We start from the raw sequence: 12914 nt of genomic DNA, 5'->3' as shown, positions 1-12914 counted from the left end.
ACCACAAGGAGAGTCCGCAATGCCGCACGATCACGCCATCCAATGCGTCCATGATCCGCTGCTGGTCGTCCTGTCGTACCTGGTGTCAGTCCTGGGCTCGTTCACTGCACTGCAACTGGCCATCGCCATTCCGTCCGCACGGGGCGCGATGCAACGCTGGCGGGCCATCGTCTCCGCTGGTGCCGCGATGGGCGGCGGCGCGATCTGGGCCATGCACTTCATCGCGATGCTCTCCTGCCGGATGGACCTGCAGGTTTCCTACGACCTGGGCATCACCGCGCTGTCGGCGCTGATCGGCATGGCGTCGTGCATGGTCGGCCTGGCCATCGCCAGCGCCGGCGTGTTCGGCTGGGGCAAGCTCATCGTCGCGGGCCTGTTCATGGGCCTGGGCGTGACCGGCATGCACTACACCGGCATGGCGGCGATGCTGATGCCGGCGACCATCCACTACGACACCACGCTGGTGGCGGCGTCGGCGGCCATCGCGGTGGTGGCCTCGATCGTCGCGCTGTGGCTTGCCTTCAATTTGCGCGGCTGGGTGCAGATGCTGGGCAGCGCACTGGTGATGGGCGTGGCCGTGTGCGGCATGCACTACACCGGCATGCTGGCCGCGACGTTCGTGCCCGGCGAAGGCAGCGTCGCCGCGCCGGGACTCAGTGGCGCCAACCTCGGCACCGGCATCTTCGCGGTGACCACGCTGCTGCTGGCGGTGGTGCTGGCTATCAGCCTGATCCGCCAGCGCCAGCGCGCATCGGTGCAGATCTGACGCGCCATCGCGTCGCAACCGGTGTCAACGTGGAAGGCCCGTGCCACCCGGCGCGGGCCTTCTGCTTTAGGGCGTCTGTCACGGTCATGGCGGCGCCGGGCGCGGCTATCATGCGGTTCCCCTGCGCCGCCCGGCGCTGTTTTTCCGCAAGGAATCGCGATGAAGATCGACGGCACCCGCACCCACGATCGCGCCACCGAACTGATCCTGGCCTACTACGCCGCGTTCAACCGTGGCGACTGGGACGGCATGCTCGCACTGCTGGACGACGAGGTGGTGCACGATCTCAACCAGGGCCCGCGCGAGACCGGCCGCGAAGCATTCGCGGCGTTCCTGCAGCGTATGGCGCGCAGCTATCGCGAGCAGTTGCACGACATCGTGGTGATGGTGTCGCCCGATGGCGCCCGTGCCGCGGCCGAGTACATCGTGCACGGTGAGTATCTGGCCGACGACACCGGCCTGCCGCCCGCCCACGGGCAGAAGTACATGCTGCCGGGTGGCGCGTTCTTCGAGGTGCGCGACGGCCGCATCCATCGCGTGACCAACTACTACAACCTGGAAGACTGGGTCGCGCAGGTCCGCTGAGCGGCCCGCAGCTGGACACGGCGCATCGTTCCCACGCGACTTCGACGCGCCCGGCGCTAGATTGCGCCGCCTCCCTCGCCGTAAGCCGGCATGTCCCGAATCCTGCGCTCGCCCGCGTTGTGGATCGCACTGCTGTCGGCCGTGCTCGCGCTGGCGTTCCTCGGCACGCGCGGCATCTGGGACCCCGACGAAGGGCGCTACACCAATGTCGCGCTGAACATGCTCGACAGCGGCGACTGGCTCAATCCGCGCCGTACGCATGAAGTCGGACACTGGACCAAGCCGCCGCTGACGTACTGGACCATCGCGGCCAGCATCGGCGCATTCGGCACCACCGCCTGGGCGGCGCGCCTGCCCGCGGCACTGTCGTACCTGTTGTGCGTGTGGCTGGCATGGCGCATCGCCGCGCGCGTGGCGCCCGGCACGCAACGCATGGCCGCGACCGTCTACGCGACCATGTTGCTGCCCTTCGGTGCGTCGCAGCTGATCACCACCGACTACCTGCTGGCCGCCACCGATGCCGTGGCGGTGTGGGCCTTCGTCGAGGCACGCTTCGGCGCGCGGCACCCGCATCGCTGGGTCGCGCTGATGTGGCTTGGCTTTGCGCTGGCCTTCGTCACCAAGGGACCGGCCGGCCTGATGCCGTTGCCGGTGGTGCTGCTGTTCGACTTCCTCATGCCGGGGCGACGCGAGCATCGCGTGCTGCAGTGGTCGGGCCTGTTGCTGTTCGTGCTGGTGGCGCTGCCCTGGTACCTGGCGGTGTTCCATGGCAACCCGGGCCTGCTTTCGTATTTCGTTGGCGATGAGCTGGTCAACCGAATGACCACGGACGAATTCGGCCGCCACGGCGAGTGGTACGGCTGGATCGAGATCTACGTGCCGACCCTGCTGCTGGGCACGCTGCCGTGGACGCCCGCGGTGCTGCGCTGGGCGCGCAGGTTCCCGGGGCTGGTCAGGCCCTGGTGGAAGGATCCGCAACGAAGCCAGCGCGACGCCGGATGGCTGCTGATGACGCTTTGGCTGCTGCTGCCGTTGGCCGTGTTCTGCGTGGCGCGTTCGCGCATGCCTTTGTACCTGCTGCCGCTGTTCGTGCCGGTGGCGGTGATCGTGGCCATGCAGTGGCAGCACGAAGGCCGCGCGCCGCCGCGTTGGCGATGGCTGGTGGCATGGGGCGTGCTGCTGCTGGCGCTGAAACTCCTGGCTGCCGCATGGCCGACCCACAAGAACGCGGCGCGCTGGGCGGATGCGATCCGCGAGCGCGCGCCATCGCCGGTGCAGGAAGTCGTGTTCGTCGAGGACATGGCGCGTTACGGCCTGCACCTGCACCTGGGCCGCGGCACGCAGATCGAGAAGATCTCGTTGCAGCCGACGCCGCAGCCACGCTTCAACCCGTCGTACGACGAGCCGCTCGCAGTCGAGCTGGACGAACACGAAAATGGCGTGGTGTGGATCTGCAAGCAGGCGGACTGGCCACGCGTGCGATCGCGCATCGATGCATCGGGGTATCGCGCCATTGCGTTGGGCGCGCCATACCAGCGACGCGTGATGTTCCGCGTCGAGCCGTCTCGCGCGGCCCCTCAGCGCGCGGAATTGCCCGACAGCGCCAGGTAGTCGAGCCCCTGGCTCAGCAACAAGCGCATCACCGAGGCACGCTCCGTGACCGGCTGCGCCTGCAGCGCATCGAGCAGCCAGCCGACCGAACGGCAACGCGACGCGTGCTCGTTGCCGTTGAGGCCCGCGAGGAAGCCGTCGTTGAGGATGGCCGCACGCACACCGGCGGCCTTGAGCGCCTGCTGCGCACCGGCCGCGTCGTACGGCTGGCGCGGATTCTGCGCGGCGGCAAGGAAGAAGTTCGTGACCGCATCGGCGAAGCGCACTCGACCGGATTCGCTCAGTTGCGACGCCAGCCGCTGGTAGCCCTCCAGGGTGCGTTCCGCACCGGGATCGAACAGTTCGCAAAGCACCTTCGAGTCCTGCGTCGATCGCGAACTCGCATGCACCGCCTGGAACAGCGCGTCGACACTCGCATCCGGCGCCCGCATCACCAGCTCACGGCCGTCGGCCATCAACACGCCGGGATCGAAGCCCCAATCGGACAGCGACTGCGCGTGGGCGGGTGCGAGCACCGCGACGGCGACGAGCAGCAGCGAAGCAGCGGCTTTGCGAACCATGTGGATGTCAGCGATGGAGGGTGAGGCGAATTTACGTCGGCGGGGCTGAATGATGTGCTGTGTGGCGGTTACGCCTGCCCCTTGGCTGGGCTGCGGTCGCGGTCGCTGTCGTCCCCTGCTCTTGCTCTTGCTCTTGCTCTTGCTGTTGCCGTTGCCGTTGCCGTTGCCGTTGCCGTTGCCGTTGAACAGCCAACCACGCCTCAAGCCCTGGAGGGCAGCGCACAGGACGTGCGCTGCTGAGCGCGGAGGCAGGATGCCGACTCGCGAATGGCACCTACTCGTTCCCCGGTCGTGGGATTGCTGTGTCGGGGAAGACCGTTTCTTTTGGTTACGTTTGACCGAAGGGAATCCAGTCGGACTTTGGGTCAGCAAAGAAAAGTGACCCGGCCGGCTTTAGACGGACGGAAGCTTTGGCTCTTACTTCTGAAGGCAATGGGAAAGCGTGAAAAGTCCTTGGATCCCCGCCTTCGCGGGGATGACGATCAAGAGCAACGGCTGACGAGCAAGAGCCACAGCAGAATGGATCCCGGCTTTCACGGGCATGACGAGCGAGAAGCGCAGGCGTACATGCGCCCTGGCGCTCGCCCCAATCCCGGCTCCGCCCGGATGACGAGCTAAACCTACGCCCCCCGATCCCCCTCCAGCTCCTGGATCGCCTTTAGATCCCCCGCGGACGTCCGCGCCGCAACGGCGCTGAAGACCACGATGCCCAGCACGACCAGCAGCGCGCCGAGCAGCGCGTGGCTCTGCGGCCATGCCTCGCCCAGCCACAGCACGCCGATCAGCGTGGCGAACAGGATCTCCGCGGCCTGCATCGCCTCGGCGGCGGCCAGCGCGGTCGGGTTGTTGCGGACCATGCCGGTGGCCTGGAAGAACAACACCGTCGCGACCACGCCCGCGCCCAGTGCGACGCCGCCGGCCAGCCACGTCTGCGACATCGGCGGAGGGCCGACGGTGGCGAACGTGCACGCCGCCACCGCCAGCCACATCGGCTGGCTCGCCAGTGTCATGCCGAACACGCGCTGGGTCGCGTTGAGTTCCACGCCCGCGCGCTCCAGGTGCAGCAGCAGGCCGCGGTTGCCGAGCGGATAGGCGAAGGCGGAGATCGCGACCAGCGCCAGCGCGATCCACGCATCGCGATCCAGCGCGCCATCGCGATGGCCGAACTGCATCAGCAGCACGCCCGCGATCACCACCGTGCCGGTGAGCAGCGCGGGCAACGGTATGCGTGCGCGTTCGTCGCGATAGAGGAACGGCGCGCACAGCATGCCGGCGATCACGGTGAGCTGGAACGTGCCCGCGATCAGCCACGACGGGCCGCTCGATGCGGCATAGCTGAGGCACAGGTAGAACAGCACGAAGCCGATGCCGCTCCACAGCAGCCACGGGCCGGGATGTGCGCGGATCGCGCGCCAGACGGGCGCCATGCCGCCCTGCCACGGCATCACCGGCAACAACAGCGGCAGCGTGATCAGGTAACGCAGCGCCGCGGTCCACGCCCAATGGCCGCCATCCACCGCGGCGGCGCGGTTGAGCACGTAGGTGCAGGTGAAGAAGAACGCCGAGGCCAGCGCGATGGCGACTGCGGCCAGCGCTGTGCGTCGTGCGTTCACGTGCGCTTCCTGACGCGGATCGCGCTGGCCGGCACGTGCACTTCGTCGATGCCGCCCACGCGGATCGGCTGGCCGGGCTGCGGGCCCCACGCGTGCGCGTAGATCACTTCCCACGTCGCCGGTAGGCGGCCATCGCGCCGCCACGGCTCGTAGGCCTGGGCCGCACGGGTGAAGCGCGCACGGCCGGTCAGGCTGCGGCGGCGATCCGTCATCGCGTTGGTGGCGCCGAGCGTGCGCAGCTCGCGCATCAGGGCCGGCAGGTCGTCGTGGCCCATCACGAACTCGTCGCGATCGAGCACCGGATTCCTGAAGCCCGCCGCGATCAGCGCATCGCCGAACTGCGCGATCGACACGAACGGACTGACGTGCGGCGCGCTGTCGGCTTCGGCGAACGCGCCGCGCAGTTCGTGCAGCGTGTCGTGTCCGAACGTGGACACCAGCAGCAGGCCGTCGGGCTTGAGCACGCGACGGAATCCGGCGAACACCGCCGGCAGGTCCTCGACCCATTGCAGGCACAGGTTGGAGAACAGGATGTCGACGCTGGCATCGCGCAGCGGCAGCGCGCGCGCATCGGCGCAGACCGCATCCGGCCGGCGCGCGACGCCGGGAAGGAAGCTGGGGCGCCAGCCGCCGGCGTTGCTGCGCGCTTCGTGCAGCATCGGCAGGGCAAGGTCCAGCGCCAGCACGTGCGCCTTCGGCCAGCGCTTCTGCATCGCCACGCTCGCATGCCCCGGGCCCGCGCCGATGTCGGCGATCACCTGCGGCGGTGCGCGGTCCAGCGCGGGGTCGTCGAGGTAGTCCAGTTGTTCCATCAGTCGCGAAGCGACTTCGCGCTGCAGCGCGGCGGCGTTGTCGTAGCCGTGCGCGGCGCGGGAGAACGCGCGGCGGACCTGGCGGTGGTCGAAGGTGTCGGTCATCGGTTCCAGTACTGCTGTTTCTGCTCCCTCCCCGCTTTCAGGGGAGGGTCGGGGAGGGTCGTGGTTCGATTGCTGAGGCGGGGCGGCGAACGCATCCCCAACCAACCCTCCCCTTGAAGGGAAGGGCTTCAAGGCTAAGCAGGCGAGGCGACGGTGCGCATGAACGCATCGATTTCCGCGGCCACCTCGTCGGCCGCGCCGAGGAACGGCGCGTGTCCCGCGCTGGCGATGACCACGCTGCGCGCGTCCGGCGTCATGGCCGCGGCGGCGGGCATCGCGCCGGCTGGAATCAGCCGATCGCGGCGGCCGGAAATCCACAGGCTGGGCACGCGCAGTTGCGATAGTTCGTCGCGCAGGTCCAGCCGGTCGAGCAGCACCAGGCCTTCCTGCAGCGCGCGCGGGGCCGGTTCGCCGCGTTCGAACGCCTGCGCCTTCAGGCTGCGCAGTTCTTCCTGCGCGTAGCTTGAACCCAGCGCCTCCAGCGCGAGGAAGCCTTCCAGCGTTCCGCGGAAATCGCGGCCCAGCGCCTCGCCGAAATCGCGGAACAGCTGCGGCTTCACGCCGTGGGTCCAGTCGGGCCCGATCACGAAGCGCGGGGAGGACGCGATCATGATCAAGCCGCGCACTTCCTCCGGAAAATCCAGCGCAGCGCGCAGCGCGAACTGTCCGCCCAGCGACCAGCCCAGCCATACCGCATCGGGCACGCGCGCGACCAGCTCGGCGGCCAGCGTCTCCGGCACCAGCGGCGCCGCGTCCTCGCGCGCGTGGCCGTGGCCCGGCAGGTCGACCAGATGCAGCGTATAGCGGTCGGACAGGCGCTCGACCAGCGGTGCGAACAGCCCGGCGTGCATCGCCCAGCCGTGGATCAGTGCGAGCGCCGGACCCTGCCCGCGCGTTTCGATGTACATGCAGCCAACCTTGTTTGAGCGGTACGCGGCGCCGCGGCGCCTACGCCGCGGCCGATGCGGCCAGCGCCGCCAGTACCGCGAGTGCTTCGTCGCGGCGTTCGGCCGGGACCAGCAGATGATCGTGGTGGAAACCCGCCAGCACGTTGCACGGTATGCCGTGTCGCGCCAGCGCGGTGGCGACCGCCGCGGTCAGGCCGACGGCGTCCAGCGCCGAATGCACGCCCAGCGTCAGCCAGGCGGCGCGGAAATCGTAGGCCAGTCCGCGCGCGTCCGCGAAGCCGCAGGGGACCACGTAGGTGACGCCCTCGTCCTCGCGCACGGTGGCCAGGGCCGCGACGGCAAGCGCGGGATCGCCGTCGACGCGGGTCAGGAAGGCGTATTCGCCGTCGCGCGCGCGGGCCGTCAACGTGGCCAGCAGGCGCGCGAGGTCCCGCTCGCCGCTCATCGCACCAGCGCGGCCTCGCGCCAGTTGGTGGCGGCCATGCCCAGGCGGATGCGGTCGCGCACCTTGGCCATGGTCTCGACCAGGCCATCGACATCGGCCACGCCGTGCAGTGCCGACAGGGTCACGCGCAGCCGCGCCCGCCCCTCCGGCACGGTGGGCGGGCGGATCGCCGCGACCCAGTAGCCGGCCTGTTCGAGCGCGGCAGCCATTTCCAGCGCGCGGGCGTCGTCGCCGCACAGGACCGGCTGGATCGGCGTCTGCGAGTCCATCAGCTCCAGGCCCAGCGCGCGGGCGCGGTCGCGGAAACGGCCGGTCAGCTCGTCGAGCTTGGTCCGGCGCCAGTGTTCGGTGCGCGCCAGCTTGACCGCCGCCAGTGTGGCCGCGGCCTGCGCCGGCGGCAGCGCGGTGGTGTAGACGTACGGACGCGCGGTTTCGGCCAGATGGCCGATCAGGTCGGCATCGCCCAGCACCGCGGCGCCGTAGCCGCCCAGCGCCTTGCCCAGCGTAGCCAGCTGCAGCGGCACGTCGGCCACGCCCAGCTTGGCCGCCGCGACGCTGCCGCGACCGTCCGGGCCGACCACGCCGACCCCGTGGGCATCGTCCACATAGAGCAGCGCCTTCTGCACGCGCGCCACCAGGGCCAGTTCGCGCAGCGGCGCGATGTCGCCGTCCATGCTGAACACGCCGTCGGTGGCGAGCATCGCCGCGCCCTCGGGCATGCTGCGCAGTTGCCGGATCGCCCCTTCGGCGTCGGCGTGCGGATAGCGACGCAGGCGGCAGCCGGACAGGCGCGCGGCGTCGATGAGGCTGGCGTGGTTCAGGCGGTCCTGCACGCACACGTCCTCGTCGCCCAGCATCGACTGCACGACGGCGAGGTTGGCCAGGTAGCCGCTGCCGAAGAGCAGCGCGCGCGGGGCGCCCAGCCAGTCGGCCAGTTCGCGCTCCAGTGCGTCGTGGATCTGGTGATGGCCGCAGACCAGGTGCGAACCCACGCCACCGGCGCCTTCGCGCGAGGCGGCGTCCTGCAGCGCGCCGACCACGGCGAAGTGCTGCGACAGGCCCAGGTAGTCGTTGCCGCAGAAATTCAGCAGGGAGCGGCCGTCGACAAGGCAGCGCGCGCCATCGCGGTGCGTGACGGTGCGGCGCACCCGTACGCGCGAGGTCGCCGCGCGCTGGGCGCGGGCCGCGTCGACCCGCTCACGCCAGCTCGGGCGACTCATGAGTGCACCGCTTCACGCAGCGCAACTGCGTGCCGGCGCTTCGACGATGTCGGCATGGACGGTCTCCCCCTGTTCCAGCTTGGGCATCGGCTTCAGGCCCAATCGGGCAAACAATGCCATATCGCGCTCGGTGTCGGGGTTGCCGGTCGTCAGCAATTTCTCGCCGTAGAAGATGGAATTGGCACCGGCCAGGAAGCACAGCGCCTGCAGCTCGTCGTTCATGGCCTCGCGACCGGCCGACAGGCGCACCATCGAGCGCGGCATCAGCAGGCGGGCCACGGCAATCGTGCGCACGAATTCGAACGGGTCCAGCTCGGTGGTGCCGTTGAGCGGGGTGCCCTCGACCTGCACCAGGCGGTTGATCGGCACCGAGTCCGGGTGCGCGGGCAGGTTGGCCAGCGTCTGCAGCAGGCCGGCGCGCTGCTCGCGCGACTCGCCCATGCCGACGATGCCGCCGCAACACGTCTTCATGCCCGCGTCGCGCACGTGGGACAGGGTGTCCAGCCGGTCCTGCATCTCGCGGGTGTGGATGACCTGGTTGTAGAACTCCGGCGCGGTGTCCAGGTTGTGGTTGTAGTAGTCCAGGCCGGCGTCCTTCAGCGCGCGCGCCTGGTCGCCCGACAGCATGCCCAGCGTCGCGCACGTCTCCAGGCCCAGCGACTTCACCTGGGCGATCATGTCGGCGACCTTCGGGATGTCCCGGTCCTTCGGCGAGCGCCACGCCGCGCCCATGCAGAAGCGCGAGGCACCCGCGGCCTTGGCCTGGCGCGCCTTTTCGAGCACGGCCTCGGTGGACATCAGCTTCGTGGCTTCCACGCCGGTGTGGTACCGCGCGGCCTGCGGGCAGTAGCCGCAGTCCTCGGGGCAGCCGCCGGTCTTGATCGACAGCAGCGTGCTCACCTGCACTTCCGCCGGGTCGAAATGCTGGCGGTGGACCGTGCCGGCGCGATGCAGCAGCTCCGGGAACGGCAGGTCGAACAGCGCGCGGACCTCGGCGCGGGACCAGTCGTGGCGCGGCTCGGCCGCGGGGTGATGGCTGACAGCGGTCATGGGCGACATCCGACGGTCGTGGCGATGCGGGGCCGGCAGTCTGGAAACCATGACCGACTCTGTCAACCAAACACCCCTGCATGGAGTTGACAGCCTGTTGCACCGGCTCGGCTTTGCCCTGCTGCCGCCGCGCTGCCTCATCTGCGATGAACGTGGAACGAACGGGGTCGATCTATGCGCAAGTTGCCACGATCGGCTGCCATTCAACCGCGTCCATTGCGCACGCTGCGCGATGCCGATGGCCGTGGCCGCCGAAGCCTGCGGCACGTGCCTGCGCCGCCCACCGCCGCAGGACCTCACCCGGTCCGCGTTCGTATACCGCGCCCCGCTGGACCGTCTGCTGCCCCGCGCCAAGTTCCACGGCGACCTGGCCAGCACGCGCCTGCTCGGCCGGCTGATGGCCTGCGAACTGGCCGATGCGGAACGACCGCAGGCGCTGGTGCCGGTGCCGCTGCACCGCGATCGCCTGCGTCGACGCGGCTACGACCAGGCGCTGGAGCTCGCGAGGCCACTCGCCCGCGCCCTCGCGCTGCCGCTGCGCGACGACCTGCTGCGTCGTACCCGCGCGACGGCGCCGCAGTCGCGGCTTGCCTCACCGCAGCGCCGTCGCAACCTGCGTGGTGCATTTGTAGTGAGCACGTCGGGCGCATTGCCGATGCATGTCGCGCTGGTCGACGACGTCATGACCACCGGCGCCACGGTGGAAGCCGCCGCCACCGCGCTGCGACGGGCGGGCGTGGTGCGGGTGGACGTGTGGGTGTGCGCACGCGTGCCTTGACGGTCGCGGCCTGCCTGCAGGACAGGAGCGGAACGAAGCCGCGCGTGCGCAGGCGAACGCCCCGATGGCCGTGGGCTGCGCAAGGGTTGCGGAGGCACGTCGGCGCCGAGCTCTGGAACCCCTCCCCGACCCTCCCTGCGCCGCGAGGGGCGGCCGAGCGCCCGTTGGGACTACGGTCGCGGCGGCGGCTGTGCAATCTCCGCCCGCGCCCGCGCACCCGACCCGATTACCGCCTCGGCCCGGATCTCCATCGGCGCGTCTTTCGAAAACAGCGCGGTGGTGCCGACCGCGGTCCATGCGGGGTAGTGGTCCTTGAAGAACTCCCGGTGCGCCTTCAACGCCGGCTCGACGCGGCGGCGGAACTCGTCGTGGTCGCGCGCGACGTGGAAGCTCTGCAGCTCGACCACGTCGGCCATGTTCGCGCCGGCCTTTTCGAGGTGCGCCTGCAGTTGCTGGAACGCCCAGCGGATCTTCGCTTCGTCCGTGTCGCCCTCGATGGCCGGAATGCCCGAAACGATCACCCGGTCGCCCACGCGCACTGCCGGCGTGTAGTGCAGCCCGTGGTATGAGCCCTCCCAACCCGGCGGCGCGAAATGTTCGCGTGTCGGCGCCTGCTGCGCAGACACCGTGCAAGCCAGGCACGACAACACGACGGACAGGGACAGTCGACGCATGAGTGCACTCCTTCCGAGCGATTCGCCGGATTGCAGCACACACGTGCCGGCCCCGCGCGTGCCGCGTGGCGACAGAGATGCCCGGGCACATCCACGTGGCCTTCACATCGCGCCCACCGCTGCCTGTCCACGCTGCGCCGGCCGGTCCATGAAGCCAAGGAGGAGGTCGTCATGAGCGCAGCACTGTTCGGCAGTCTCAAGCGCAGCTGGTGGGTGCTGGTGCTGTACGGAGTCATCGGCGTGCTGTTCGGCATCAGCGCCTTCCTCTGGCCGGCGAAGACCGCCATCGCGCTGGCCTGGGCGTTCGGCGTGATGGCCCTGGCCGAAGCGGTCCTGAGCATCGTCGCGCTGGTCAGCAAGGACGTGGTGGTGTCGAAGGCCTGGCTGGTGCTGTACGCACTGGCGTCGCTGGTATTCGGCCTGATGGCCGTGGCCAATCCGGTCAAGACCGCCAAAGTTTTGTTGCTGCTGCTGGCCGCGTGGCTGATCGTCGCCGGCGTCTACCGCATCGTGCTGGCGATCCGCATCCGCAAGGAGATCACCGGCGAGTGGATGATCGCGCTGAGCGGACTGCTGGCGATCGTGCTCGGGGTGATGTTCCTCGCCTCGCCGGCGGCCGGGCTGGTCACGGTGACGCTGTGGATCGGCCTGATCGCACTGGTCTATGGCGTGCTGCAGGTCATGGCTGGATTCCGCCTGCGCAAACTGGGCCAGGCGGTCTGAGCGTGCCGCGTCCCGCCGGTCCGCAAGACCGGCGGGCGTCCGCTTACGTCCCGCGCAGGGCGAAGTCCGCGGCGATGCCTGCGAACACCGCCAGCCCGACCCAATGGTTGTGCAGGAACGCGCGGAAACATGCCGCGCGGTCGCGGCCGCGGGCGATGGCGAACTCGTACACGATCAGCGCGGCGGCCACCGCCAGTCCGACCCAGTAGTACGCCCCCATGCCGGCACGCTGGCCCACCAGCAGCAGCGCCAGCAGGAACAGGCCGTACAGCACGCCCTGTGCGACCAGGTCCATGTCGCCGAACAGGATCGCGGTCGACTTGCTGCCCATGCGCAGGTCGTCCTCGCGGTCGACCATGGCGTACCAGGTGTCGTACGCGGTGGACCACACGATGTTGGCCGCATACAGCAGCCAGGCCAGCGCCGGCACCTCGCCGCGCACCGCCGCGAACGCCATCGGGATGCCCCAGCCGAACGCCAGCCCCAGGTACACCTGCGGCAGGTGCGTGTAGCGCTTGAGGTAGGGATAGCTGGCCGCCAGCACCACGCCGATGAAACTCATCAGGATGGTCAGGCGGTTGAGCGTGAGCACCAGCGCGAAAGCCGCCAGCATCAGCACAGCAAACAGCACCAGCGCCTCGCGCCCGCGCACCGCACCGGTCGCCAGCGGGCGGCCCTTGGTGCGCTCCACGTGCGGGTCGAGCCAGCGGTCGGCGTAGTCGTTGATCACGCACCCGGCCGAGCGCGTCAGCCACACGCCCGCACTGAACACGAACAGCGTCCACAGCGGCGGCATGCCTTCGGCGGCCAGCCACAGGCCCCACCAAGTCGGCCACAACAGCAGCAGCCAGCCGATCGGACGGTCGCCGCGGACCAGTTGCCAGTACAGCGCGAGGCGGGATTTCCACGGCGACGCCGCGGGGGTTTCGAAACGTTCGTAACTCATACCAGCGGAAGACTTGATCGGTGCGGCGCGGTGGGGTGACCGGACGGGCGCGGCAGCACGCCGCCGCGCTTTGCCGCTAGAATGCCAGCCCCGCGCGGTGCGACGTGATCGACCGGTC

At 69.7% G+C, this 12914-nt stretch carries 14 protein-coding genes; 5 read left to right on the top strand and 9 right to left on the bottom strand.

Annotation, left to right across the window (positions count from 1 at the left end; genetic code table 11):
• Positions 1-19 precede the first annotated feature (19 nt).
• From VFE83_RS10590 to VFE83_RS10580, 3 genes are all read left to right on the top strand, one after another.
• On the top strand, positions 20-766 hold the full coding sequence (locus VFE83_RS10590) for an MHYT domain-containing protein (RefSeq protein ID WP_324905861.1): 747 nt from the start codon (positions 20-22) through the stop codon (positions 764-766).
• A 159-nt stretch (positions 767-925) separates the two neighbouring features.
• On the top strand, positions 926-1351 hold the full coding sequence (locus tag VFE83_RS10585; protein ID WP_324905859.1) for a ketosteroid isomerase-related protein: 426 nt from the start codon (positions 926-928) through the stop codon (positions 1349-1351).
• 90 nt (positions 1352-1441) lie between these two features.
• Positions 1442-2962 (top strand): glycosyltransferase family 39 protein, encoded by a 1521-nt coding sequence (locus VFE83_RS10580; RefSeq protein ID WP_324905857.1) that lies wholly within the window; start codon positions 1442-1444, stop codon positions 2960-2962.
• Here the strand turns inward: VFE83_RS10580 and VFE83_RS10575 are convergent.
• The 7 genes from VFE83_RS10575 to bioB form a co-directional block, all read right to left on the bottom strand.
• Positions 2929-3522, bottom strand: a complete 594-nt coding sequence (locus VFE83_RS10575) for a hypothetical protein (protein WP_324905855.1) — start codon at positions 3520-3522, stop codon at positions 2929-2931. The two genes, VFE83_RS10580 and VFE83_RS10575, sit on opposite strands and share 34 nt — an antisense overlap.
• A 620-nt stretch (positions 3523-4142) precedes the next feature.
• Entirely contained in the window at positions 4143-5135 is a 993-nt protein-coding gene (locus VFE83_RS10570; RefSeq protein ID WP_324905853.1) for a multidrug resistance efflux transporter family protein, read from the bottom strand.
• Positions 5132-6052 carry a malonyl-ACP O-methyltransferase BioC gene (bioC, locus tag VFE83_RS10565; protein WP_324905851.1) on the bottom strand — a complete coding sequence of 307 codons (921 nt, stop codon included), beginning with the start codon at positions 6050-6052 and terminating at the stop codon, positions 5132-5134. Before bioC ends, VFE83_RS10570 begins: the two co-directional genes overlap by 4 nt.
• A 134-nt stretch (positions 6053-6186) precedes the next feature.
• Positions 6187-6960, bottom strand: coding sequence for a pimeloyl-ACP methyl ester esterase BioH (gene bioH, locus VFE83_RS10560; RefSeq protein ID WP_324905849.1), 774 nt, complete (start codon positions 6958-6960; stop codon positions 6187-6189).
• A gap of 40 nt (positions 6961-7000) precedes the next feature.
• Positions 7001-7405, bottom strand: coding sequence for an ACT domain-containing protein (locus VFE83_RS10555; RefSeq protein ID WP_324905847.1), 405 nt, complete (start codon positions 7403-7405; stop codon positions 7001-7003).
• The gene (gene bioF, locus VFE83_RS10550; RefSeq protein ID WP_324905845.1) at positions 7402-8625 is read right to left on the bottom strand and encodes an 8-amino-7-oxononanoate synthase; all 1224 of its coding nucleotides are present in this window, start codon (positions 8623-8625) and stop codon (positions 7402-7404) included. The genes VFE83_RS10555 and bioF overlap by 4 nt, the downstream gene beginning before the upstream one ends.
• A 12-nt stretch (positions 8626-8637) precedes the next feature.
• The gene (bioB, locus tag VFE83_RS10545; protein ID WP_414674723.1) at positions 8638-9675 is read right to left on the bottom strand and encodes a biotin synthase BioB; all 1038 of its coding nucleotides are present in this window, start codon (positions 9673-9675) and stop codon (positions 8638-8640) included.
• Positions 9676-9724: 49 nt separating this feature from the next.
• Here bioB and VFE83_RS10540 point away from each other — a divergent pair, with 49 nt between their 5' ends.
• On the top strand, positions 9725-10453 hold the full coding sequence (locus tag VFE83_RS10540) for a ComF family protein (protein ID WP_324905843.1): 729 nt from the start codon (positions 9725-9727) through the stop codon (positions 10451-10453).
• Positions 10454-10623: 170 nt separating this feature from the next.
• Here VFE83_RS10540 and VFE83_RS10535 read toward each other — a convergent pair whose 3' ends face one another.
• A complete protein-coding gene (locus tag VFE83_RS10535) occupies positions 10624-11127 on the bottom strand; it encodes a Rid family hydrolase (RefSeq protein ID WP_324905842.1) in 504 nt (167 codons plus the stop codon).
• A gap of 171 nt (positions 11128-11298) precedes the next feature.
• On the opposite strand from VFE83_RS10535, the gene VFE83_RS10530 reads away from it, so the two are divergent.
• Entirely contained in the window at positions 11299-11850 is a 552-nt protein-coding gene (locus tag VFE83_RS10530) for an HdeD family acid-resistance protein (RefSeq protein WP_324905840.1), read from the top strand.
• A gap of 43 nt (positions 11851-11893) precedes the next feature.
• On the opposite strand, the gene ubiA is transcribed toward VFE83_RS10530, so the two are convergent.
• Entirely contained in the window at positions 11894-12796 is a 903-nt protein-coding gene (gene ubiA / locus VFE83_RS10525; RefSeq protein ID WP_324905839.1) for a 4-hydroxybenzoate octaprenyltransferase, read from the bottom strand.
• Between the last annotated feature and the right edge of the window lie 118 nt (positions 12797-12914).

Origin of the sequence: Lysobacter sp., assembly GCF_035655815.1 — a bacterium.
GTDB lineage: Bacteria > Pseudomonadota > Gammaproteobacteria > Xanthomonadales > Xanthomonadaceae > Lysobacter_J.
The sequence above is the reverse complement of the archived record's forward strand: the minus strand, read 5'-3'. Positions and strand labels throughout refer to the sequence as shown.

What these genes read in the sequence shown, in the direction of transcription:
- bioB (WP_414674723.1), bottom strand. Translation starts at nt 9,675, where the DNA reads ATGACCGCTGTCAGCCATCACCCCGCGGCCGAGCCGCGCCACGACTGG.
- VFE83_RS10575 (WP_324905855.1), bottom strand. Translation starts at nt 3,522, where the DNA reads ATGGTTCGCAAAGCCGCTGCTTCGCTGCTGCTCGTCGCCGTCGCGGTG.
- bioH (WP_324905849.1), bottom strand. Translation starts at nt 6,960, where the DNA reads ATGTACATCGAAACGCGCGGGCAGGGTCCGGCGCTCGCACTGATCCAC.
- bioF (WP_324905845.1), bottom strand. Translation starts at nt 8,625, where the DNA reads ATGAGTCGCCCGAGCTGGCGTGAGCGGGTCGACGCGGCCCGCGCCCAG.
- VFE83_RS10585 (WP_324905859.1), top strand. Translation starts at nt 926, where the DNA reads ATGAAGATCGACGGCACCCGCACCCACGATCGCGCCACCGAACTGATC.
- VFE83_RS10530 (WP_324905840.1), top strand. Translation starts at nt 11,299, where the DNA reads ATGAGCGCAGCACTGTTCGGCAGTCTCAAGCGCAGCTGGTGGGTGCTG.
- VFE83_RS10590 (WP_324905861.1), top strand. Translation starts at nt 20, where the DNA reads ATGCCGCACGATCACGCCATCCAATGCGTCCATGATCCGCTGCTGGTC.
- VFE83_RS10535 (WP_324905842.1), bottom strand. Translation starts at nt 11,127, where the DNA reads ATGCGTCGACTGTCCCTGTCCGTCGTGTTGTCGTGCCTGGCTTGCACG.
- ubiA (WP_324905839.1), bottom strand. Translation starts at nt 12,796, where the DNA reads ATGAGTTACGAACGTTTCGAAACCCCCGCGGCGTCGCCGTGGAAATCC.
- VFE83_RS10580 (WP_324905857.1), top strand. Translation starts at nt 1,442, where the DNA reads ATGTCCCGAATCCTGCGCTCGCCCGCGTTGTGGATCGCACTGCTGTCG.
- VFE83_RS10555 (WP_324905847.1), bottom strand. Translation starts at nt 7,405, where the DNA reads ATGAGCGGCGAGCGGGACCTCGCGCGCCTGCTGGCCACGTTGACGGCC.
- bioC (WP_324905851.1), bottom strand. Translation starts at nt 6,052, where the DNA reads ATGACCGACACCTTCGACCACCGCCAGGTCCGCCGCGCGTTCTCCCGC.
- VFE83_RS10540 (WP_324905843.1), top strand. Translation starts at nt 9,725, where the DNA reads ATGACCGACTCTGTCAACCAAACACCCCTGCATGGAGTTGACAGCCTG.